Annotated in this window: 38 protein-coding genes; 7 read left to right on the top strand and 31 right to left on the bottom strand. The window is 51.1% G+C overall.

Translation table 11 applies throughout. The annotated features are described in order from the left end of the window. Window positions 1-15 precede the first annotated feature (15 nt). Window positions 16-675 carry a hypothetical protein gene (locus tag KPHS_p300380; RefSeq protein YP_005220986.1) on the top strand — a complete coding sequence of 220 codons (660 nt, stop codon included), beginning with the start codon at window positions 16-18 and terminating at the stop codon, window positions 673-675. On the opposite strand, the gene KPHS_p300370 is transcribed toward KPHS_p300380, so the two are convergent. From KPHS_p300370 to KPHS_p300310, 7 genes are all read right to left on the bottom strand, one after another. Then, entirely contained in the window at window positions 632-961 is a 330-nt protein-coding gene (locus tag KPHS_p300370) for a hypothetical protein (RefSeq protein ID YP_005220985.1), read from the bottom strand. The genes KPHS_p300380 and KPHS_p300370 overlap by 44 nt on opposite strands. A gap of 5 nt (window positions 962-966) precedes the next feature. Further along, window positions 967-1,113: a hypothetical protein gene (locus KPHS_p300360; RefSeq protein ID YP_005220984.1), complete on the bottom strand. Its 147-nt coding sequence runs from the start codon at window positions 1,111-1,113 to the stop codon at window positions 967-969. A gap of 3 nt (window positions 1,114-1,116) precedes the next feature. Further along, the gene (locus KPHS_p300350; RefSeq protein ID YP_005220983.1) at window positions 1,117-2,580 is read right to left on the bottom strand and encodes an ATPase; all 1,464 of its coding nucleotides are present in this window, start codon (window positions 2,578-2,580) and stop codon (window positions 1,117-1,119) included. A 73-nt stretch (window positions 2,581-2,653) separates the two neighbouring features. Then, window positions 2,654-3,586: a hypothetical protein gene (locus KPHS_p300340; protein YP_005220982.1), complete on the bottom strand. Its 933-nt coding sequence runs from the start codon at window positions 3,584-3,586 to the stop codon at window positions 2,654-2,656. A gap of 194 nt (window positions 3,587-3,780) precedes the next feature. Beyond that, window positions 3,781-3,951: a hypothetical protein gene (locus KPHS_p300330; RefSeq protein YP_005220981.1), complete on the bottom strand. Its 171-nt coding sequence runs from the start codon at window positions 3,949-3,951 to the stop codon at window positions 3,781-3,783. 196 nt (window positions 3,952-4,147) lie between these two features. After that, window positions 4,148-4,645: a hypothetical protein gene (locus tag KPHS_p300320; RefSeq protein ID YP_005220980.1), complete on the bottom strand. Its 498-nt coding sequence runs from the start codon at window positions 4,643-4,645 to the stop codon at window positions 4,148-4,150. A 2-nt stretch (window positions 4,646-4,647) separates the two neighbouring features. Continuing rightward, complete coding sequence (locus KPHS_p300310; protein YP_005220979.1) at window positions 4,648-5,136, bottom strand: hypothetical protein; 489 nt, start codon at window positions 5,134-5,136, stop codon at window positions 4,648-4,650. Window positions 5,137-5,232: 96 nt separating this feature from the next. Here KPHS_p300310 and KPHS_p300300 point away from each other — a divergent pair, with 96 nt between their 5' ends. Next, window positions 5,233-5,568 carry a hypothetical protein gene (locus tag KPHS_p300300; RefSeq protein ID YP_005220978.1) on the top strand — a complete coding sequence of 112 codons (336 nt, stop codon included), beginning with the start codon at window positions 5,233-5,235 and terminating at the stop codon, window positions 5,566-5,568. Between the two features lie 14 nt (window positions 5,569-5,582). On the opposite strand, the gene KPHS_p300290 is transcribed toward KPHS_p300300, so the two are convergent. Genes KPHS_p300290 through KPHS_p300260 form a run of 3 tightly spaced genes read right to left on the bottom strand, consistent with a single transcriptional unit; the run spans window position 5,583 to window position 6,622 of the window. Continuing rightward, complete coding sequence (locus KPHS_p300290; protein YP_005220977.1) at window positions 5,583-6,053, bottom strand: hypothetical protein; 471 nt, start codon at window positions 6,051-6,053, stop codon at window positions 5,583-5,585. Next, the gene (locus KPHS_p300280; RefSeq protein ID YP_005220976.1) at window positions 6,046-6,417 is read right to left on the bottom strand and encodes a hypothetical protein; all 372 of its coding nucleotides are present in this window, start codon (window positions 6,415-6,417) and stop codon (window positions 6,046-6,048) included. The genes KPHS_p300290 and KPHS_p300280 overlap by 8 nt, the downstream gene beginning before the upstream one ends. Window positions 6,418-6,427: 10 nt before the next feature. Beyond that, on the bottom strand, window positions 6,428-6,622 hold the full coding sequence (locus tag KPHS_p300260; RefSeq protein ID YP_005220975.1) for a hypothetical protein: 195 nt from the start codon (window positions 6,620-6,622) through the stop codon (window positions 6,428-6,430). Window positions 6,623-6,649: 27 nt separating this feature from the next. On the opposite strand from KPHS_p300260, the gene KPHS_p300270 reads away from it, so the two are divergent. Further along, window positions 6,650-6,841 carry a hypothetical protein gene (locus tag KPHS_p300270; RefSeq protein YP_005220974.1) on the top strand — a complete coding sequence of 64 codons (192 nt, stop codon included), beginning with the start codon at window positions 6,650-6,652 and terminating at the stop codon, window positions 6,839-6,841. A gap of 121 nt (window positions 6,842-6,962) precedes the next feature. Here the strand turns inward: KPHS_p300270 and KPHS_p300250 are convergent, their stop codons facing one another. Next, complete coding sequence (locus KPHS_p300250) at window positions 6,963-7,511, bottom strand: transcriptional regulator (protein ID YP_005220973.1); 549 nt, start codon at window positions 7,509-7,511, stop codon at window positions 6,963-6,965. Between the two features lie 162 nt (window positions 7,512-7,673). On the opposite strand from KPHS_p300250, the gene KPHS_p300240 reads away from it, so the two are divergent. Together KPHS_p300240 and KPHS_p300230 are read left to right on the top strand one after the other, a co-directional pair. Next, window positions 7,674-8,024 (top strand): hypothetical protein, encoded by a 351-nt coding sequence (locus tag KPHS_p300240; RefSeq protein ID YP_005220972.1) that lies wholly within the window; start codon window positions 7,674-7,676, stop codon window positions 8,022-8,024. A gap of 4 nt (window positions 8,025-8,028) precedes the next feature. Beyond that, window positions 8,029-8,331, top strand: a complete 303-nt coding sequence (locus KPHS_p300230) for a Cro-like protein (RefSeq protein YP_005220971.1) — start codon at window positions 8,029-8,031, stop codon at window positions 8,329-8,331. 26 nt (window positions 8,332-8,357) lie between these two features. Here KPHS_p300230 and KPHS_p300220 read toward each other — a convergent pair whose 3' ends face one another. From KPHS_p300220 to KPHS_p300040, 19 genes are all read right to left on the bottom strand, one after another. Then, a complete protein-coding gene (locus KPHS_p300220) occupies window positions 8,358-8,651 on the bottom strand; it encodes a putative plasmid-like protein (protein ID YP_005220970.1) in 294 nt (97 codons plus the stop codon). Between the two features lie 87 nt (window positions 8,652-8,738). Continuing rightward, window positions 8,739-9,011 (bottom strand): DNA-binding protein HU-beta, encoded by a 273-nt coding sequence (locus KPHS_p300210; RefSeq protein ID YP_005220969.1) that lies wholly within the window; start codon window positions 9,009-9,011, stop codon window positions 8,739-8,741. 57 nt (window positions 9,012-9,068) lie between these two features. Further along, window positions 9,069-9,596 carry an SNase-like micrococcal nuclease gene (locus KPHS_p300200; RefSeq protein ID YP_005220968.1) on the bottom strand — a complete coding sequence of 176 codons (528 nt, stop codon included), beginning with the start codon at window positions 9,594-9,596 and terminating at the stop codon, window positions 9,069-9,071. A gap of 16 nt (window positions 9,597-9,612) precedes the next feature. Next, complete coding sequence (locus KPHS_p300190) at window positions 9,613-9,759, bottom strand: hypothetical protein (RefSeq protein ID YP_005220967.1); 147 nt, start codon at window positions 9,757-9,759, stop codon at window positions 9,613-9,615. Window positions 9,760-9,826: 67 nt separating this feature from the next. Further along, window positions 9,827-10,684: a hypothetical protein gene (locus KPHS_p300180; RefSeq protein ID YP_005220966.1), complete on the bottom strand. Its 858-nt coding sequence runs from the start codon at window positions 10,682-10,684 to the stop codon at window positions 9,827-9,829. Further along, a complete protein-coding gene (locus KPHS_p300170; protein YP_005220965.1) occupies window positions 10,671-10,901 on the bottom strand; it encodes a hypothetical protein in 231 nt (76 codons plus the stop codon). Before KPHS_p300170 ends, KPHS_p300180 begins: the two co-directional genes overlap by 14 nt. Continuing rightward, window positions 10,901-11,419, bottom strand: a complete 519-nt coding sequence (locus KPHS_p300160; RefSeq protein ID YP_005220964.1) for a formate-dependent nitrite reductase — start codon at window positions 11,417-11,419, stop codon at window positions 10,901-10,903. Before KPHS_p300160 ends, KPHS_p300170 begins: the two co-directional genes overlap by 1 nt. After that, window positions 11,416-11,862: a Fe3+-siderophore ABC transporter permease gene (locus KPHS_p300150; protein YP_005220963.1), complete on the bottom strand. Its 447-nt coding sequence runs from the start codon at window positions 11,860-11,862 to the stop codon at window positions 11,416-11,418. The genes KPHS_p300160 and KPHS_p300150 overlap by 4 nt, the downstream gene beginning before the upstream one ends. Further along, window positions 11,862-12,221 (bottom strand): hypothetical protein, encoded by a 360-nt coding sequence (locus tag KPHS_p300140; protein ID YP_005220962.1) that lies wholly within the window; start codon window positions 12,219-12,221, stop codon window positions 11,862-11,864. Before KPHS_p300140 ends, KPHS_p300150 begins: the two co-directional genes overlap by 1 nt. Window positions 12,222-12,277: 56 nt before the next feature. After that, entirely contained in the window at window positions 12,278-12,706 is a 429-nt protein-coding gene (locus KPHS_p300130; protein ID YP_005220961.1) for a putative lipoprotein, read from the bottom strand. A gap of 33 nt (window positions 12,707-12,739) precedes the next feature. Further along, complete coding sequence (locus tag KPHS_p300120) at window positions 12,740-13,600, bottom strand: Protein-disulfide isomerase (protein YP_005220960.1); 861 nt, start codon at window positions 13,598-13,600, stop codon at window positions 12,740-12,742. 15 nt (window positions 13,601-13,615) lie between these two features. Next, the gene (locus KPHS_p300110) at window positions 13,616-14,575 is read right to left on the bottom strand and encodes a peptidase (protein ID YP_005220959.1); all 960 of its coding nucleotides are present in this window, start codon (window positions 14,573-14,575) and stop codon (window positions 13,616-13,618) included. Next, window positions 14,575-15,429, bottom strand: coding sequence for a hypothetical protein (locus KPHS_p300100; protein YP_005220958.1), 855 nt, complete (start codon window positions 15,427-15,429; stop codon window positions 14,575-14,577). Before KPHS_p300100 ends, KPHS_p300110 begins: the two co-directional genes overlap by 1 nt. Window positions 15,430-15,433: 4 nt before the next feature. Next, a complete protein-coding gene (locus KPHS_p300090) occupies window positions 15,434-15,727 on the bottom strand; it encodes a hypothetical protein (RefSeq protein YP_005220957.1) in 294 nt (97 codons plus the stop codon). A 10-nt stretch (window positions 15,728-15,737) separates the two neighbouring features. Then, on the bottom strand, window positions 15,738-16,211 hold the full coding sequence (locus tag KPHS_p300080) for a hypothetical protein (protein ID YP_005220956.1): 474 nt from the start codon (window positions 16,209-16,211) through the stop codon (window positions 15,738-15,740). Between the two features lie 96 nt (window positions 16,212-16,307). After that, window positions 16,308-16,829: a hypothetical protein gene (locus tag KPHS_p300070; protein YP_005220955.1), complete on the bottom strand. Its 522-nt coding sequence runs from the start codon at window positions 16,827-16,829 to the stop codon at window positions 16,308-16,310. 2 nt (window positions 16,830-16,831) lie between these two features. Continuing rightward, complete coding sequence (locus KPHS_p300060; RefSeq protein YP_005220954.1) at window positions 16,832-17,353, bottom strand: hypothetical protein; 522 nt, start codon at window positions 17,351-17,353, stop codon at window positions 16,832-16,834. Between the two features lie 4 nt (window positions 17,354-17,357). Next, window positions 17,358-17,966: a hypothetical protein gene (locus KPHS_p300050; protein YP_005220953.1), complete on the bottom strand. Its 609-nt coding sequence runs from the start codon at window positions 17,964-17,966 to the stop codon at window positions 17,358-17,360. Continuing rightward, the gene (locus tag KPHS_p300040; protein YP_005220952.1) at window positions 17,963-18,091 is read right to left on the bottom strand and encodes a hypothetical protein; all 129 of its coding nucleotides are present in this window, start codon (window positions 18,089-18,091) and stop codon (window positions 17,963-17,965) included. The genes KPHS_p300050 and KPHS_p300040 overlap by 4 nt, the downstream gene beginning before the upstream one ends. A gap of 143 nt (window positions 18,092-18,234) precedes the next feature. Here KPHS_p300040 and KPHS_p300030 point away from each other — a divergent pair, with 143 nt between their 5' ends. Further along, entirely contained in the window at window positions 18,235-19,350 is a 1,116-nt protein-coding gene (locus tag KPHS_p300030) for a phosphosulfate sulfotransferase (PAPS reductase)/FAD synthetase (RefSeq protein YP_005220951.1), read from the top strand. Window positions 19,351-19,367: 17 nt separating this feature from the next. Next, a complete protein-coding gene (locus KPHS_p300020; protein YP_005220950.1) occupies window positions 19,368-19,802 on the top strand; it encodes a hypothetical protein in 435 nt (144 codons plus the stop codon). An 86-nt stretch (window positions 19,803-19,888) separates the two neighbouring features. Here the strand turns inward: KPHS_p300020 and KPHS_p300010 are convergent, their stop codons facing one another. Next, window positions 19,889-20,053, bottom strand: coding sequence for a hypothetical protein (locus tag KPHS_p300010; RefSeq protein YP_005220949.1), 165 nt, complete (start codon window positions 20,051-20,053; stop codon window positions 19,889-19,891). Between the last annotated feature and the right edge of the window lie 63 nt (window positions 20,054-20,116).

Here is a 20,116-nt window from a genome sequence, read left to right as displayed (position 1 = left end):
GTTCTGTTCCGTTTCGTGCTGGGTTTGACCAGCATTGAAGTGGTACTCGGGTTTCAGCTCTTTTTCTTCGACTTCGAGCTCTTCCGGGCGAATACGCTGTTCCAGCGCTTCACAGGTCTTACCCTGAAACCCCGTGAAATCGGCAGCAATCTTGCCGCCCTTGATCTTGATGTTTACCTTTTTCACTTTGTCACCTCGTCGTTAAGTTCAACTAATCTGATTGCCTTGGCGCTATTACCAAACAGCTTCCTCAGCTTCCAGTTCCAAAGTGCCATCGTGATGCTGCTTCACCGTCACGCTGAAACCTTCCTCTTTCAACTGCTGCTCGTAGTGGAAGGCAATGTAGCGATCCTGCACCTTGCTGCTTGCCTGCTGCGTCCAGCGGCCATAAGAGCCGTAGTTTTCCTGGTACTGCTCCCAAACACCGTTTTTTTCCTTGTAGCCAATCCGGTGCTCCTTGTTGTTCTGGTCGATCAGAACAATCGGGTATTTCTCGAAGGTGTAGCCAGCGCCCACGCGGTACAGCTTTTCGTTTTCAACAACAACGCCAACTCCCTCCAGAGCCTTCAACAGCAGCTCTTTGTCTTTGTAGGCGACCTGCACCTTGCCTTTTACGATATGGCTCATCTCATCACTCCTGAGTTGTTTCGGGTGTCATGCCGTGTTCCGACATAACAAAGTTAAGCGCGGCAATGGAATAGTCTTGCCCGAGAGAAACTTCGATCTTTCCTTCTTTCTCCAGCTTTCGGCCAAGCTCGGTAAGGTTTTCCATCATGGGGATGAGCTTGAACAACGAACTCATGTAGGTGATCGATGTGGAAACGTCTCGGGCGAACTGGTCCAGCACCTTACTCTTGTCGATAACCAGAGGCTCTGGTCTATCCACTCCATCTTTTTCTGACTGGAGTTTGCTGCACAGCTTGAGCAGCTCAATCCCCTTCTCAATGTCTTGTTTGTACATAACGGTCAATTCTCCTCTCTGCCGTTTTGATGCTCTCTCCTGGCCGCACCAGCTCGCTCCCTAGCCCACTCAGCTAGAGCATTGATTAAGTCGCTGACTTCTGAGTGGAATATCAATGACACAGCAAGAGCAGTCCAAAAAATCCACTCCATCGCTTAGTCCTCGATGGCAAGTTTGCGTCCAGAGCCATTCTGCTCTTGAACATCGAAGTTATTGGCCGGATAGAAGCCTTGATCCCGCAAACTGCGAATCTGGTTGATGTCTTCCCGGCGAGTTTCACTGGTCGGGGTAATGCGAGTGACCGCATCCACCAGCGCTTCATTGTTGAGCTCTTTGTCCTGAGCGTTCGCCAGATACATCGCGTCAATGACGGCCTGTTCAATCTCTGCCCCGGTGTATCCCTCGGTGGTACGAAGTAGCGTAGGCATATCGAACGCGGCGATGTTGGCCTTCTGCTTGGCGAGGTGGATCTCAAAAATCTTCTGGCGCTCAGCCACACTTGGCAGATCAATGAAGAATGCTCGGTCCCAGCGGCCAGCTCGCATCAATTCAGGAGGCAGCGACTGAACCCGGTTGGCCGTCGCCACAATGAAGATCTTCTTCTTGCGCTCTTGAAGCCAGTAGAGGAAAGAGCCCAGCAGGCGCTTGGATACTTCGTGTTCGCCATCGGCATTACCAAAAAACTTCTCCATCTCGTCAATCAACACAACAACGGGTGCGATCTGCTCAATGGTCTGCAATGCACGATTGAACTGGCGCTCGGTTTCACCGAGATACTTGCTATAGAAACGGCCCATATCCAGGCGAACCAAGGTAGTGCCAAGTACACCGGCAGCGGCTTTTGCCGTCAGCGATTTACCACCACCAGGTACACCGGCCAGAAGGACACCTTTTACCGGAAGGTCTTTGTCCCAACCGGCTTTACGTATCTGGAGGAACTCCTTGAGGTTTTCGAGACCACCGACATTCCCAATATCAATGGCCTCAAGCACATCGAGGCCGACATCACGCAAGATGTGAGCTTTTTCTTTTCGGATCTCGCCCAGGTATTCTTCACCCTTGAATTTCAAGTAAGCGGAGTAGGTGAAGACGTTCTTCATCTGGGTGTGTGACAAGCCCAAGGCGTGGTTTGCGATGACAGCACGTTCGTTGCTCTCGAAGACTCCACCATCTTTCACGTTATCTTCACAGGTCTGGAGCAGTTTCAGGATTTCCTGATTGCTCATAGCCGGGAGATCGATGTGATAAACGAACTCTTCATTGAAGACGTCTTTGCCAGCGATGATGTAGTTGATCCCCTCATTCTCCAGATAGGTCAGTGATGACTTGAGGGCTGGGAGTGTTTCCGGGTTTGCACGTTGGCGGTCGAAAAAGAAAGTGTCGAACACGACAACTCCGTTTTTGGAGGACTTCTTGGACTCGTCCACCATTGCCTTCATCGTGCCTGGATCAGGCAGCTTCTTGAATGGCATTACAATAAAGTGCTTGCCGACTTTCTTTGCAATGTCAGAGAAAACGCTCTCTGCGCGGCCCAGCTCAAAAGTGCTAACGTTGATGACTGGAAAGGACAACTTGATTGGAATCTCAAGTTTGTCCATTTGCTGTGTAATATCGCTCATCGCTTATCCTTTAAATAAATTTCGACTTGTTGATCACCTCACATCATAAGTTCATTTTATGATGCTGTAAATATCACCTTCCAACTCTGTAGCTGTTCACGGCGGACTCAACGCGCTTGACTGACACGTCTATACCATTTGTCACCAGCAACTCATGCACTTGGCAACAGGCCTGTTGTTTCAGGCCAAAGAACTCTTCGTTAACACGGGCATACTCTGCTGCCGAATTGGAGGCGGCTCGTCTTAGATCTGGCATCAGAGATTCAACGCGAGACTCTACTTTGTCCAGAGAGGAACTGGCAGACGACAAGCTGAACAGCGAGAAGACGCTCCCAAAGTCGAAACCATCATTCAAACCGGCAAAGTCCATACCCAGATCGATAAACTCAGTTGCCATTGAGTGGTGCAGTGAGCCCACAATGTCACGATGATCCCCCAGCGCATTTGCGAAGGCTTTCACAGCTCTCTTCGCATCGTCTATTTCACTGCTGGCCGAGGAGTTTGACATCGACGACATGACGGAAATGCCCTTGTTGTCAGTCACAAGGTCGAGAACCTCCATTGTTTGTGCTGATGAAACACTGGAAGAGGCCTCACTGATTTCACGTAAGGCTTTTTGCCCCATGTCCACCAGTCGCTTGTTGCTCTCGTGGAGTCGAGATGCGGCGTCAAGCCTATCTTGAGCTTGGGTGATTCGTTCCAGAATCTGGCTACCGTCAATCGCTTGCTTCACGGCCCGAGAAACCAATCCCTCTTTGAGCTGGTCTCTCCCACGGCGCAAATACCGCAAATCGCTGTTATGGCCTTTTAGTGCTGAACGTATAACGGCGATGTCTCGACGAAACTGCCAGAACGTTATAATTTTTTGCCAGATCCCCAACTGAGCACGCTGTTGGCAAAGAGCTTCGTACTCTGCACCTTTCTCTTCAACCTGGCTGAGAGCTGCGGTAATCCTGTCTTGATATTGCCGGTCGTCAGCCAAGTAACTTTGAATTGCTTGTTCCATCCCGTACCCCAAAAACTTTCACATGTGAAAGTTCATTCTTTCTTTGTTCTGCCAGTACAAAGTATTTTGCCTTAGAACGACCTCACACCCCGCCCCTGCTCACGCCCATTTTGGGCAATTACAGATTCAGCATTTACAGGCTTATAATGTGATGCCGTAATAGACAAATAAAAAACGGCATAGCCGTTTTTACCTTACTTTGCTTTGCTCCGGCCCCCGCATAGTGCATTACCAATGCGTGATGAAAAATCCTTCCATTCTGGACTGTTCCGGTAGTCATCCTGTCCAGTTGCTTGTTCCTGGCTGGTCGATGCGAATTGATTGAGAGCATCCGGGCACGAAGAGCAGACCCCGATACCTTCCACTCTATTCACGCGAAGCCAGTGACACGGTTGACCGTTTTCAACACAAGCGTGATCATCGGTGCATCCGCACCCTATACATTTAGCAGTGAGCATAAGCGCCTCCCCAAGTAAATTAACAACATCATAGTATCATTATGTGATGCTGTAAATATTAAAAAGAAAGCGGCCATAGCCGCCCTTCCGAAGTAATTTTCCTTTAGTGGTTGTCTTGGCCCTGTTTCCAAGCGACGAATGCCTGCACTAGCGGTACGCCATCATCACTCAAGGCATTCCCTTCTATCCATCCGCCTCGTATGACGACAGACTGCCCTGATTCCAAGCCAAAAGGTTCCCACTCAGAAGCCACCGGGGAACCGTCCACCAGCAGGTCGAGATCTTCAATCCATTTATCCCGGCCATCCAGAGTTTTCCAAACTGAGTCATCGACCCAAAAGGCCTTGATTTGTTCTGGTGTGGCATTGGTCCAATCGTTGTCTTTCCCGTCAGCAAGTGAAAGTACAGAGTCAACCGTTTGCTGCCAGTTCGGCCAATCTTCTTCGACAACAACGCAAGTAAGCGAGCTCTTGCCATTTGCTCTGCGGCCATCATCAACCTTCCGGATCAGCCTTTCCAGTGTCGCCAGCTCCTCATCGCAGAGCACGGCCTGTGCATCGCTTATCTTTGCCACGAAGTAACGTGCTTCAAGCATCGACATAATTATTTTCCTCCCCAGGGCACAAGTTTTGTCGAATATCCAAGCATTAGTGGGTGCTTCGGGTCCCCCGAACCAGTCACGCCAAATGCCAATACCGGCTTCCCAGATGCAACGAGCTGCTCTAAAAGCCTGTCCAAATGAACATGCAAAGACTTAGGCAGCTTAGTTCGGCTCCCCCAGCAGGGCACCAAGACATCAGCATCCCGAATAATCCTTTCCAAGTGGATTTCATTTTCAGGCCCGACAGGATCAACCGCCGTAGCCAGCTCTCGAACGTCGGTCGCCCGAAAAGCAAAAGCATTACCGACTATGAATCGCCTCCCTCCGTTGACCTTGGTAAACCCTATCCACTTTCTGACCGTGTGATCGTCCTCGGTGGCCGTGGCCGTAGAGCCGTTTACACCAAAATAACCGAACACAAGGCCTTCGGGTTGCACATCCCTTTCCAGACGGTATCTGTACATGCCGCACTTGCTGATAATTGCACTCAAAGTGTCACCTCTTTTTGAATGAAAAATGCCCTTTCACAGTTGCATTTTTTAATGCTGTGATAGGATAAAAGTGTAAGTTGAAAAGGAGAGATGACCATGAAACATGTACTGAATATCGCGCTGATGGCTGTTGTTATTCTTGGCCTGGCTATGCTTGAGGCCACCAACTGGGGTTACGCAGTGCTGGCTATCCCGGCAGTGATTTGGGCCAAGTCGGTGCTCAACCTTCTGCACAAACTGCCGGTTCTGGCTGCTGCTTTTTGGATTCTGGTTGCTGTTTTCGCGTGGCAAGCGGCACTTGTTGGTATCCTGTTCTATGGCGTACTTGCGACCCCTAAAGCGCCAGCAAACACCAATGGCAAGAAAAGCCGAAAAGCCAATCTGATGGGCACTTACAGCTACGACTTTAAAACCGGCGAATGCTTTAGCTAAGACTGGCTCCACGGTTATTTCTCCTCAGCCTTCCTGATGGGCGCTCTCAGCGCTCTCAGGACAGCTTCTTCAAGAGCTGCGGCCCCTGCCCTATCACGTCGCTTTGTTAATGCCCCATATTGCTTCCTGATGGGTAGCATCAGCTCTTCGAGTTCATTGCGCTTCCTATCGTCGGCTTCAAGTTTCTCGCTTCGCGCCAAGGCTTCGGCTTGCTCGCTTTTTGCTTGCCACTCTATCTTGTCGCCTTGCACTTCCCATGCTTTAACGTAATGAGCATCATCCAGACCTTTTGCTCCGTTGTCCGAAAACGAGGCCCCTGAGTAAATGCCACCGACAACCCAGCGCCTTTTGCTTTTTCCCTTTGAGAAATACATCTCACGGCCTAAAACACCATCGCGCAAAGTGGCTACCGAGATAAATAGCCCAGCGTCCCCTTTCCTAAAGCCGCAGAACACAAACTCAAGCGGTTCGTATAAATCACTCATGCTGATCACTCCGAAGAACAGACAAGACCTTCTCAGCTCGCTCCTGGAGGTCTATGAGTTCGGCAGCATCATTACCGCTCAATGACATGTCCCCGCCATAGAGGCGATACTCAACGCTGTCCATCGCCTGGCGAAGCAATCCTAGAAGAGCATTCACGTTTGCCGGTGTTGATAGGGCGACGGCTTCACCTTTCAGCTCACGTCCATTAAATTCCGACCACTCGGCTATGCCTGTCAGTTCGCAACAATTTGAGCAGGACATACTGGCAACATTCTGGGGATCGTCTGGACAGTGTTCATTGATGACAAAGTTCATCTCGTCACTGCCGCACTTTCCACAAATGATGTGTACTTTTTTGCCCATGCTGCTGCCCTTAGTGGAGAGTCTGCTCTTCCACAACAATCATCCCGTCAACCAAGCTGATTGTGGCGGGACCGCAGTTACCCAGCACCTCAGCTTTGACTCCGTTGTTCAACGCGACATAAAGCCGTCTCGCCCCGTTGGTGACGCGGATGCCTTTCTGGTCGAGTTGTTCAAGCATTTCTTCGTAGGTAATTTTTTCGTCCATCAGTTCTCCTCAGCAAGGATCTCGTCGATGAGGTTCTTTGCTATCAATCTGGCATCCAAAGGGACAGCCAGGCTGTCAATTCTGCCTCTTTCATGGGCAACAATGAGTTGCGCCTTCCAAGCTATCCCGGAAAGAGAAGCATCAGGTTCTTTACCTGAGCTTCTCATACATCTTGCGTTTCGGTACGCCGCCAGCCACTCAGGTCTGGTTGAGTTATAACGCCCAAGGCCAGCTTTTCGTTGGAAGCACATTCATCGCGCACCTTTACAGATTCATTTTATGATACTGTAAACAATAAAAAGACACCTTGCAAGACTTTCACATGTGAAAGTTTTCTGGTTTACATCTGCTCGCTTGGATCAAACCCCAAAGCCTTGCACACGTCATCCAGGTCATCGAGCGTGAAGAATCCCAGCGTCAGTTCCCCGGAGCGCTTCGCGGGGTTATAGCGAACTTTGATAGGCCTACCCGTAGCATCGCTCATCAGGGTCTCCAGGCGCTTAATGTCTGCATCCCTGTCCACTTCTTTGCCCTTCGCTATCGCCTCAAATTTATGAACCGGTGTCCTGGTATGCAGGAGATCCCTCAGGAGCTTTTCTCTCTTGCTGAAAGGTAACTTAGCCACGGCCCTCACATGCCCCAGGGTGATCTTGCGTGGATTTCTGAGCCAGAGTGTTAGCTCTTCCTCCGATAGCGTACCGGCGCGTTTCAGGTGTGTAACCGTATAGACCTTCTCAATACCCAGATCCTCTCTGATCTGACTGTTTGAACGCCCCTCTCCGCTTAGGAACGCGACCACATAGGCCTTTTCTGCATCAGTCATGCCTGGATGCTGGTGGTAGTAGTCAATGGCTTCTCTTGCATCGAGCAGTAGGGGTAGGTTGTTCATTCAGGACACCTTTTAGTCACATGACTATATCGAGGCTTATTCTACCCCCTATTTTAGTCACATGACTACTTACTGACATTTCGGCCCCCATCGCCGCCGATTTTTCTTGATTATAGGTTTGAATCTATATAGGATTGCACCTATATTAAGTAAGGAGAAATCATGTGGGTCATCGAGACAACCGACACCTTTGATGAGTGGTTCGATGCTCTGGATGATACCGATAGAGCAAACGTGCTGGCTTCGATGATGGTGCTGCGAGATAGAGGCCCCATGCTGTCGAGGCCATACGCGGATACTGTTAACGGTTCATCCTACAGCAACATGAAAGAGCTTCGGGTCCAAAGCAAAGGAGATCCTATCAGAGCGTTCTTTGCGTTCGATCCAAAGCGTAAGGGGATTCTTCTCTGCGCCGGTAACAAGACCGGGGACGAGAAAAGGTTTTATGAAGTAATGATCCCAATTGCAGACCGTGAGTTTGCGGCGCACTTGGATAAATTGAAGAAGGAGTGACGTTATGGCAAGAACTCTTGACCAAATGCTGGCAACAGAAAAGCCTGAGGTTGTTGCCAAAGCACAGAAAGCGGCCACTGAGATGTTACTGAACATCCACTTGGCAGAGCTTCGTGATCGCATGAACCTTACCCAGGGGGAAATTGCTGCATCTCTGGGTGTGAGACAGCCGACAGTCTCCGAGATGGAAAAACCTGGACGAGATCTCAAGCTGTCGTCCATTAAGCGGTACGTTGAGGCCTCCGGTGGCAAGCTACGCCTCGATGTTGAACTTCCGGACGGCACCCACTACGGCTTTGCCGTTTAACTCGATACGCCCCGTTATGGGGCGTATTACTTCTCTTGCTCTTCTTCCAGCCGTTTTCGGTATATCTCTCCTGCACGTTCCCTGCCATCGTCGGTCAGCCTAAAGGCCAGCTTTAGAGAAGCATTCCGGTACTTGTTCAACAGGCCGTTCTCCACCAGCGTGTGGCATGACGTTCGGAAGTTCGTTCCATGAATACCGCTCTGGCGAGCTGAATTGATCATCTCCAGTATTTTTACACCTGGTACAGGCTCGGCTTTTCCACCGGCCTCAATTGCGTATAGAATGAACAAAACGTCTTTTTGAGTTGACGACAATCTCATCCCTTCCCCTTATTCATGTCTGATATGAATAAGGCTCCCACGAAGGAGCCTTATGTAAACCTTATTCATGTGTCACATGATTAAGATCTAGTTCACGGAGTCTTTCAACCCCTTACCAGCTTTGAACCCAGGAATGTTGGCCGCCGCGATCTGGATGTTCTCTCCAGTCTGGGGATTCCGCCCGGTTCGCGCTGCGCGTTCCTTAACGTGGAAAGTACCAAACCCAGTGAGCGCTACTGTCCCACCCGCTTTAAGCTCCTCTGTCACTGAGTTGATCAGCGCATTTACCGCAGCTTCGGCCTTTGCTTTGCTAATGTCAGCGTCTTCGGCCACTTTCATAATCAGTTCACTTTTGTTCATCGTTATTCCTGTTTGTTTTCTTGGTTACTGTTTACACCTGCATACTCTGGGGTGTGGTTAGTGCTTTCTTCGCCACTCCCAAGGGGGAGTTCTCTCCGATTCCGGTAATGCCCAGAGACCTCGCTTATCGGCTTTGGCTTCGGCCTCCAGCTTGAACAGCTCCGGTGTTTTGGCGTACTGCCGGTACACCCACGCACTCCCAGAACGGACCATTTCGGCATTGACCCATTTGCCATCGACATAAAGGTTGGCGACCAGACGGCCATAACGGTCTTTGTCGATTTGCTCGACTTTAATCATTCGACCAAACACCAGATCGGACAACGCCTGTTTCGCCTTTGAGCCGTAGGGTTGTTTCTTCTCTGGGGTGTCGATTTCCGCCAGCCTTACCCGGTACTGGATTTTGCCGCTCCGGCAATCTTTCCCGGAGTCACAGCTTTGTTCAGTCAGGACCTTGACCGTATCACCGTCAGACACCCCCACAACCTTCGCAGTAAAGGTTTCTGCCCATACCTGAGGGGCCACCACCAGCATGGCTACCAGGAACGCTGAAACCCCCGTATTTTTCACAAAACCTAACCTCATAATCACTCCATCCAAATTACTTTTTTTTCCCAGCCGGTAGAGCCTTGGCCCAACAGAGCCTTGTTTCATCCACCTTGCTGTCTACGATTCGACAGGCATCCCAGTTAAGAGATGACCAGTGAGCAATGGCAGAGGCCAACCAGTACCACGGTGCCGTAAACACCGGCTGGCCCCCTTCCTTCGTTTTAAATACCTGGTATCGCATGTTGATCCTCCTGTTTGGGTGAGGCTTAGGCCTCGTAATAGAAATTTTTTGTGTCCGGATAGGGTTTAAAGCAATGAGCCGTGGCTCTCCCCAGGGAAAGCACTGAAGCCTCAGCTTCCGGCGCTTCCTCAGTGTCTTCACGAAATTCCCCGCCAAGTTGCTTCACCCATTCGGCAGCGAGCTGCACACCTTCATCAAAGGGAACTTTGTTCTTTTGAAGCACATCCAGATAGGAAAGCAGCAAGCAGTGAGGCGTAATGACGGCGGTGTTCCAATCGGTTGCGAGCCGTGTTTCGTCCATATCTGCATACCAGGCATCAACCTGATGTTTCAATCCGATCTCGGCCATCATGCCGTGCTTACCGGCGACCTTTCTGCCTTCCTCTACCACATCAACCGGGGCGTCCCAGTAGAGGACTCCCCCGTCCGCTTCTTGGGTCGCACAGGTTGCACCTTGCGGCCAATGCCTCCGTTCCATAACGAGCTCGCAGAGCGTTTGGTTGCCTACAGGAGCCTTGTAGTCCTCATCGAGATTCACCACGATGGTTTCCGGCTCCTGTTCAACCGGTGGCAGGTATCTGGCGACCAGAGGCATTGTCAAAATCACAGCCCCATCCATGTGAAAGGATGTTGGAGCCTTCACTATTCGGTCCATTACCCAGCACCAAGCATGAAGCAACCGATCCTCTACCTTGTCGTCAGCCTCAATCTCTTGAACGAACTGGTTGAAACGAACCTGACTATCCAGAAACAGGCCTGTGCTCTGACACTTATCGCTGATCGTATGAATGAGCTCCGCCTGCTCCAGAAGCATTTCTCGGGTGACTTCCTCCACATCACCAAATGCGTCAAACAACTTTGTCATGTAGTCACGAATTTGCATGTTCTTCCCCCTCGGCATCGAATTGCTTTGCAAGCTCAGGATCACCGGCCCAGCGAAGGGCGTCTCCCATATGCGTGAAAGCGCGTTTATTGTTATCCTGCTTATTCACCCTGACCGGCGTCTTTTGGTCACGAGGCTGTAGTAGCCAGTACCCGGCCTCTTCCCTGATTAGTTCTGCGGCCACCAGAAAGCCGTTCTTCGTTGCAATGATCATCATCAGCTCCCGTGGTTAAGCCAGTAGGCATAGATAGTGATGGCAAGGCCTCCCGCGAGCACAATGACTGCGGCGGTACGCTGGACCCACTTCGATGCACCAAACCGCGCCAGGTGTCTCCCCAGGAACTGGAAAGGTGCTGTCTTTCCGATAGCGCGAATCACCCAGGAGATTGCCAACAGAAGGATGGCTGTGGCCGGGTATATACCAACCCCTAAGAGATTCATCTCTCCGACCGCGAGCTGATAGATGAATGCCAACAGCATGGCTACCGCAGTCAATACAGCTACAACCTTGGTCCCGTTTCGCCAGTCCCACGCTCGACGTGCGTCACTGGTAAAACTCACCATCGAGACAAGGAACGGCATAAATGGCAGGTTCATGCTGGTGGGTTTATCCATGAATGCGTCAAGACCCACAAACATGGCCGTCATCACCACATAGAACAACAGGGCGGGGACAAGCATGTCGCGTAAAGACCGAACCTGGTTGGCGTTCGCGTTTTGAGTATTCGTCGTCATTGTGTTTGCCCCTTCAACATTCCCCATAGCTGACGGTGAAGATCAGCGATTACCTTGTACGTCCCCTTCACTGCTGGTTGCTCAAGGGTCTTGAGCATCCACAAAGCAATAAACAGGCTGGAAAGCAGTGCCACCACCAACTGGATGTTGTGGCTACTCAAATAGACGGCATAGCCGTTTAGGCAGGCACTCAATAGCAACCAGACCCTGGCCGTCATCAGCCCCCAGCGGTGATAGGTCACGAGCAGGTAGGCTGTTACGACAGAACAGAGTGTCATGGCACCAGAAGTGGCTAGGTAAACGACCCATGTACTGGCCTCGCCAGTGACGTAAGTGCCACCAACGGAGAAGGACAAGCCAAAGATCCAAATTGCTGCATTCCGGAGTAGGGCATCAACAATGATGTAACTAGCAGCGAGATTGATAATTCCGCGTTTTAGCATTACCCCCTCCCGTTATTCTGATACCTGCCCAGCTCAGCCCTGAGCCTATTAATTTCTTCCGTGGCTTCGGCCAACTGCTCCCGATACTTCTTGAACTGCTGATATGAATGCCAGGACTGTCCTTTCGATACTGACTTCGTGATGGCGGCGACCTCATCCGGCGTCAACCGGGTGAGCTGCTCTTCCGGATAGATCAGGATGGTGTTGCTGTCCCAGTCAAAGCCTGCGTGAATAGCTTTCACCCCCACTGTAGGGGTTCCACCAATCCCACCTGGCTGGTGGATGACAAGCCTCAAAGGCGCTGAGGCCTTGTGTGGATGAAGGCTATCGAGAGCCTCTTTTGCTTCTTGTAACTCCATAGATTCACCTCATAGTGAAATCAGGCCCCGGAGAGCCTGACTTTCACATGTGAAAGTTAATTTGCCTTCTGCTGTCTGGCAGAAACCCTCAAGGCCAGCGCCTTTTGCATGTCGGGCTGCTGGAAACGCACCTTGGTCCGATCAGGCCAACTGTCCATTTCATTGCACCGCAGGGTGTCTATGGCCGCATCACGGTAAACCTGATAGAAGTCGGTTCCACCTATGGAGTTAATTGCCATCATGGCGGCAAACATCGGGTTACTGTTCATGACGCTTGTAAGAGTCTCGGGGGTCATTGGGGTGTCGCATGACTTGTTGAGGGCAACCAGCAGGTCATTACCAACCAGGGCACAGGCAGCGCATACCTGTTTGGTATCATCCAAGGCCTTCGCGTATTCGTTGTTTGGCTGAGGGACGCTTGAGCAAGCCGACAGGACAAGCAGCCCCGCCAGAAGGCATCCCAATTTAGTTGTAATCTTGATCATCAGTTCTCACTCCACTTTCACATGTGAAAGTTTTTATTGGTTCGCGGAGTCGTCTTGTTGCGACTCAATCATCATTTTTCGCATCACGGCCATGATGGCTTGCGCCGGTTGAGCGCCGCCGAGAAGCTGGCTCTTGCCGGTATGGTTGTCCACTACAAAAGTGGCTGGTGTCCCGTTGACGCCATAGCTCTTGGCTTTCTGGATGTCAGCTTCAACCTTGTCTTCGTACTTTCCTGAGCCGAGGCACTCCCGGAACGCATCCAGATCAGCACCAACACCAGTGACAACAGAGGCCAGGTCAGCAACACCGCCACCATTCCCCTGGGTATGGTGGAAAATGTCGTTAACGAAGACCCAGAAGCCACGGTTGCCCTTCTGCTCAGCAATACATTCAGCGGCCAGAGCTTCCTTGTGAGCTGCCGGGTTATGGAAATCGAGAGGCATGTGCTTCCACTGCCAATTCACATTGCCTTTGCTGGCATCCACAATTTGTTTGGGTGTGTCGTGGAATCGCTTGCAGAATGGGCACTCCATATCGGAGAACTCCACCAGCGTGAACCGAGCACCAAGGTCCCCGTAGATGTGTTTGCCTTCTTCGACCTTCTCAGGTGCTGCCTCGAACTGGGCATACTTCTGATCGATGTCGGCTTGTTGTTTCTGCGCGACAAACTTGTTGATGCTTTCGGCCACAGCAGCTTCAAACTCTGCCTTGCTTTTGAAGGTGACGCCTTCGGCATCCTTCACCTGGTTGACCGTAGACTTCACGTTGGCGATCTCTTGCGCCAGATCCTTCTCTTTCACGAACTGGTAGATCCCGAACCCGGTTCCTACGAGCCCCAAAAGAATGGCGGCAACAACCCCGAGACGTAGTGATTTGGTACTTTGTTCTGTCATATCAAACTGCTCCTATCAGTAAACTTTCACAGCGCTGAGTTCTTGCACGAAGGAACTGGCTTCGAGCTTCGCTCGTTGGGTCAGTCGCCGGATGATGTCTTCGGTTGGTGTGTAGTCCACCAAGTTGCTCTGGTGGATGACGTCTCGCGCCACGGAGTTCAAACTACCCAGGCCATCAATCAGCCCAATGTCTTTGGCCTGCTCCCCGTTCCAGAGCAATCCAGAAAACACCTCTGGGTCGTCTTTCAGTCGATCACCCCGCCCAGCCTTCACTCGTTCGATGAACTGCTGGTGGGTTTTCGATAGAACGCCCTCCCAGAATTTCTTCATGTCAGAGGTAAGAGGGGAGAATGGGTCGAGAAGCGCTTTGTGCTCTCCGGAAGTGATAGCCCGGCGCTCGATGCCGAGCTTGTCCATCAAGCCGGTGAATCCAAACCCCGAGCTGATGACGCCGATAGAACCGACAAGGCTGGCGCGGTCAGCATAGATTTCATCCGCAGCAGAGGCGATGTAGTAACCGCCAGAGGCACCGATGTCATCAATGATGGCGTAGACCTTTTTCTCCGGATGAAGGGCTCGCTGCGCCTTCACTTCGTCATAAATCCGTCCTGCTTGAACCGGGCTACCGCCAGGGCTGTTTATGCGAAGCACGATAGCTTGTGAGTTCGGGTTGTCGAATGCAGCTTGGATGGACGGGATAAGGTGATCAGCATCGGCCAGAGTGCCAGCAGCAATTTCACCACGGATGTTGATATACGCGGTGTGAGGGGCTCCTGCCTTGGCGCTTTGCCACGGCATCCCACCCGGATTAGATGCCAAAATGATGAAGCCGATCATGAGAAGCACGAAACCAGATGCGCGAAGCACACGCAACATGGTCCGCCAGCGCCGGTCTTTCACCTGCTCTTTATGCAGGGTGAACATGTACTTCTCAATGAGTTCTTTCTCCCAGGGGATCTCTTTGTTTTCTGCCATTAGTTTTTCCTTTTGCATGTTTCGATTATCAGTCCCCAGAACTCTTCATCAGCGCTATCAGCCCGGTCTTTGACTTTCTGGTAAACAAGGTTGGTGTTGAGCTGATGCTCACGACAGAACTGAGCAATGTTGCTGTAGGTCCTGTCCAGATAGGTGAAGGGTTTCCCTTTACCTTTTTTCTTGGCGAGGATGAGCTTCCACTCATCATTGGAGAGTTTGTCTGCGGCCTTCCCGGTGTCCGCAATGCGCCTACGCACCGTTACCGGATCAAGTCCATGTGCTCTGGCTATGCTGGCAACGCAGTTGAACTTCCGACCGTCAATCATGACAGTAGGCAAATCACCAGCGGCAGCCTCCTTGAATCGGAAACCTCTGTAACCTGGTTTGAAGATCCCAGGAGCAAGTTGCTCACGGAACTCGATTGCTTGTTCTGACCTGACAAACTTGCTGTCGATTTTGCCGAGCATGTACTTAGCCCGAGCGATTACCTGGTAAAGCGTCTTCTCCAGGAGCATGGCGTCAGCAGCTCGACTCGGAAGACCTATGTCGTCTTCTTGCTCGATACCCAACATTTCTGCATGGCTGGAGCCTTCTGCATGTCGGAAACAGCCGTCGTACTCAAAAAGAAAGGAGGCCAAACCTCCTCTCAGCTTTGCTTTGAACCGGGTGTTGGCCGCGTTCTCTGGCGCTGGTGCCAGCTCGGACACTTCAAGCCCTAAATTTGCGGCCAACTTCCGCAGGTCTTCCTCTCCAATTCGGCATCCAGGCTGCATAACCTGCGCCAGAGCAGATTCATCAGCACATCCGCGTTCTTTCAGCTCAGCCAAGAGGTAGGGAACTCGTACTACCCCCATAAGCTCAAGCTCCCTGAATCGCGTGGACCACCAGCTCACAGAGTTTCCCGTACACAGGAGCAAGGCAGAGTGAAGCCATCACCATGCCAAAGGCTTTCGATGGAGCCTCTTTGGCGAACTTGGTCAACCACGGCATCATGCCGCACAGAGCAGCAACCATAGCGCCAGCCACCCCCAGGGAAGGGAATGCCATCACTTGGGCCAGAATGAAGAAACACTGGGCGTATGCCGCATGGGTCATCGCCTTCTTATCTGCTGCCGTGAACTCCACGGCATCTACGCTTTTGACTTTTTCCATCACATTGTCCTCATGCAACATCAGGTTTTCCGAAAAATTTCTCATACACTTCGAGGTCGAAGGCCAGCATGGTCTTTGCCGCCTTTTCACTAAGCTGGTGGAGGCTAAGCATCTGAACCTTGTCAGTGCCGGTCACTTGCAGATCCACCGCGAACCACGTCCCACCTTTGGTCACGGCCAGAACTTGCACCGCCCAGGGCTTATCCAGTCGTTCGGGCGGAGTGATCATGTTCGACACTTTGGCGACCGTCGCGGTTGAACCTACCCAGTGCTTGTCGAACGCAATGACGTTCAACGCTTCAAACGCATCCTTCGCAGCTTTAAACCGGCTCCGGACAGCATCTTGTTGCTTCCAAGCCATGAACTGGAGAAGGGTCATTCCACCAGCCATAAGGGTGAGAAAACTCAAGCCATTGGCGGCAGCTACGACCGTCGCTACCAAGGACCCCAACATGACGAAGCGGTTATGTTTAAGCTGGGCCACTATTCACCTCCTATACCAACCAGCGTACAGGACTTTTCAAAAATGCAACCCCGCCTAGCTGCCCAATTCGGGCAACCCTGATTCAATCCAGAACTTTCACATGTGAAACTTTCCGCCACAGGAACAGGAGGTTTTTACCTGACCAGAACGGATGGATTGATAGCGGTGCCACAGCTTGACCACTTCTTTTTCGCTGAGAAGGTTTGTCTTGATGTAACGGACTCTATCCCCGTCCGCTGTCTCAACAACGGTTCGGACATAGCCGTACTTGGCAACGGGTGCCTTGTACTTGTGTGACAGAATTACCCGGTAAACCGAGAGCTGGATAATGTCCGACTCATAGATGTGGTTTACCTGGCGCAGCTTGGTGTCCAAGGGAATGAGAACCCCATTCTTGGTTTGGTACACCTGATCAACCCTGCCGTGCATGGGCACCGGCTGTGTGGTTGATATGTCCTGTTCGGACAAAAACAGAGTGGCCGAGCGCAGCTCATAAGGCATGTTCTCTGATTTCCACCACGCCCAGGTGTCTCCAATGCCGCGTTTGCGCCATTGGTCCACTTTCGCAATGACGAAAGGGGCGATGATCAGGACGAATATCCAGAGAACTGGCTTCATGACTACCTCCGGCCCCTAAACCACTCTGGATGATTGGATACATCCATGCTCTTAACCTGTGATGAGAAGACCAGTAGCTCTTGGGTCGTCAGGACGGTCTCAGGAGCCCGAGCGATGAAAGGTCTCAGCAATTCAGAACCCGCATAGATATTGATGACCATATGCAATCGCTCTGTTGCTCCAGAAACTCTCCGCCAGCTCCGGTAGGTTTCTGTTGATTTGGCATAGCCAACCAAGGCAGGAGCCAGCGTGTCGGACTCCTTCGTATTCAACTTCCCTTTTGCTGCCTTCGATACGAACTCAGCGATCACCGAAGCCAGCATGTCGGAGGTAAGGTGAAGCGGCAGCTTTATCGTGTCGAAGTCAGCCTGCTTGATGGTGAACAGGCGGATGTGATCGTTGCGGTAGTCACGCACATAGATGACATGACTCTCAAATGGGTTGGAGTGGTTAAAGGCATCCATACCCCAGCCTGCGGCCTCAAGATGTGCGTTTGATACTGACTTGTCGTAATCAAATTCCACGCTATTACTCTCCGTCTTGTCGTTCAGGAACTTTCACATGTGAAAGTTTTCCGTCGGTCATGATGTCCAGGACGGCTTTGCCCAGTCTCATCCCTTTATGGTTTTGAACCGGGTCTCCCTTGTAGAAAAGTCCTGGCTCGTTATCGGGATGGAATACCCCGTGAGGAATGTTGTCGTGATCGCCCAGCCACATGCGTAGCCTCAGATCCACCAGCCACCCATCATCCAGGACAACCCAGAAATGCGGTGTCACGATGTCCTTGGTCTGTTCGTTTCGCACAAAGCCATACATGCAGTCATGAGGTACACCCGCTTCATTGAGTAGGTGGCTTACTGCCCATGTCATACCGTCACATTCCATCTGGCAGTCATCCAAGGTCATAAGGACGGCTTCCAGTTCCCGGTGCCACTCCGTCATTTGCTTGGCCGCAGGTTTTACCACCAGCTCGTTTTTGTTTTCTGCCAAGATGATGTCTTCCTCGTCAATATTGCATTCGTCTATCGCTTCCGAACGGATGGATACCGCTTCATCCCAGTCATCGCTCGATCCGAAAATGCTCCAACCCTCAAGACCGTAATTCACCCATACGATGAACCGCTTTATCGTTTTCATGTGCGGCCCCCTTTAACCGTGCAACGTTCCCACATACTCACCCCTTCAAACCGTAACCCCACCAAAAAGCCACTTCTTGATGATTTCCAATCAGCAGCGGCAGGTTGCCCCTGAACTAACCTCACCGAAAAACCACCTTTAGATTGCTTTCTGGTGCTTATCAAGTTCTCCTGAGTGATTAGTCGTTCTGAAAACTTTACTTTTCACAGTATCATTTTATAATACTGTAAATCATAAAAACAACCCAGTAAAGAAAAAAGAGCGACTTATGTTGAGACGAGAAAACCAAGGAGATTTGTTCGATGACCAGGTGGTGTTGCCATCACTGGAGTCGGTTCTTACCGGCATATCTTCCAGTCAGCGTTGTGACGATAGAACAACGTACTTCTCCGCTCCGGATGTGGACCTGAGTTTGTACGATCACATCATTGTTTGCCTGTCTGGAGGCAAAGACTCGATTGCTGCGTACTTGCGGCTGGTGGACATGGGTGTTGATAAGTCAAAGGTGGAGTTCTGGCACCATGATGTTGATGGTCAGGAAGGCAGTTCGTTGATGGATTGGGCCTTCATGCGTGATTACTGTCGTCAGCTCGGGGAAGAACTGGGTATCCCAATGTACTTCTCGTGGCTTGAGGGCGGCTTTGAGGGCAAAATGCTCAAAGACAATGCCTATAGCCACCCCCATCGTGTAGAGACGCCTGAGGGGCTTCTGGTGCTGCCTAGAGACCATAAGCGCTCTAAGCCTGGTACGCGCCTTCGTTTCCCTCAGCAATCGCCATCACTCCAAACAAGGTGGTGCTCATCAGCCTTGAAGATCGATGTTGGCCGCAGAGCTCTTAATAACCAGGAGCGCTTCAAGGGGAAGAAGATCCTTTTCATCACTGGTGAGCGCCGGGAGGAAAGTGCAAACAGATCCAAGTACAACCAGCTTGAGGCTCATGCCTGTGACAGAAGATATGGGAAGACTGCACGGTTAGTTGATGCCTGGAGGCCCGTTCTTCATTGGACTGAGGAGGAGGTATGGGAAGTAATCGAGCGTCACCGCATCCTGGCCCCAGTCCCTTATCGCCTTGGCTGGAGCCGGTCGTCGTGTATGACCTGCATCTACAACTCACAGCGTATCTGGTCCACGATCCGTCACTACTGGCCTGAACGAGCTGGGAAAATTGCTCAGTATGAACAAACCTTTGGTGTGACGGTATCAAGAAAAAAAATCGACGTAATAGATTTAGGTTCTGCTGTTGCGCCGATACAGATTAGTGATGTTGAGGCATTGGAGCAGGTATCCAGAGAAGATTACACGCTCCCGATTTTTGTGCCGGAGGGGCAGAAGTGGGTTCTCCCTGGTGGCGCATTTGGCCGAGAGGCCTGTGGTTCTGATTGATTTGTGCAGAGGTGGCAATGTTGGATTTTGTTTTTTTGGTGTTTTTGGGGTTGGGCATATCTACGGTGCTGGTGCGTCGGTCTTCCCGTAAGGGGATGGATCTTGAGCTGACATGGCTCCAGTCGTTGAAGGTCGTGCTGGTTCGTGGAGCTGTTGCATTGGGCCTGGGTTTTGGCATTGGCAGGCTTGTATTGATGGGGATGCAGTATGGTTTCCTGAGTGAGTCTGTCCTGAGGGAACATGCACTTGTCTCCGTAGCGGTGGTTCTGATCTGTGGGCTTGGTTCGTTCGTTGCGTTTCAGTGGATCATCGGGAGGATCTCTGGAAGATCGATCAGCGTCGTTTCTGTGATCAAAGCTGTGATGTACGAGTCTGGTTACTTTGTGCTGTCGATGCTTATCTTGTTGGTGATACTCGTCCTGTTCGGCCTTGCATACGAGACTTTTTTCTAAAAAAACAGTGTTGATTATTTTTTGTTCAGTGATCAAAAGGATAAATATAAAGATCTTTAGATCTTTGTATAAAGGATTAAAAACGGTTAAAGACAGGTTAGGCGTTCTAAATCACCACTCAACACATTGATATTACTGGTGTTTTCATATTTATTCCGTGCAACAAACCCATAGGTTGCCGTGCAGCGTTCCCATAGGTTGCCGTGCAACGTCCCCACATACCCTTGGATCTTATCCACTGTTATCCACACGGAACCCCTCTTTTTTCCACAAAATCCTTACAAAACAGAGCTTTCGTGCAGCGTTCCCACATA

The sequence above is a fragment of the Klebsiella pneumoniae subsp. pneumoniae HS11286 genome, assembly GCF_000240185.1.
GTDB classification, from domain to species: domain Bacteria; phylum Pseudomonadota; class Gammaproteobacteria; order Enterobacterales; family Enterobacteriaceae; genus Klebsiella; species Klebsiella pneumoniae.
The sequence above is the reverse complement of the archived record's forward strand: the minus strand, read 5'-3'. Positions and strand labels throughout refer to the sequence as shown.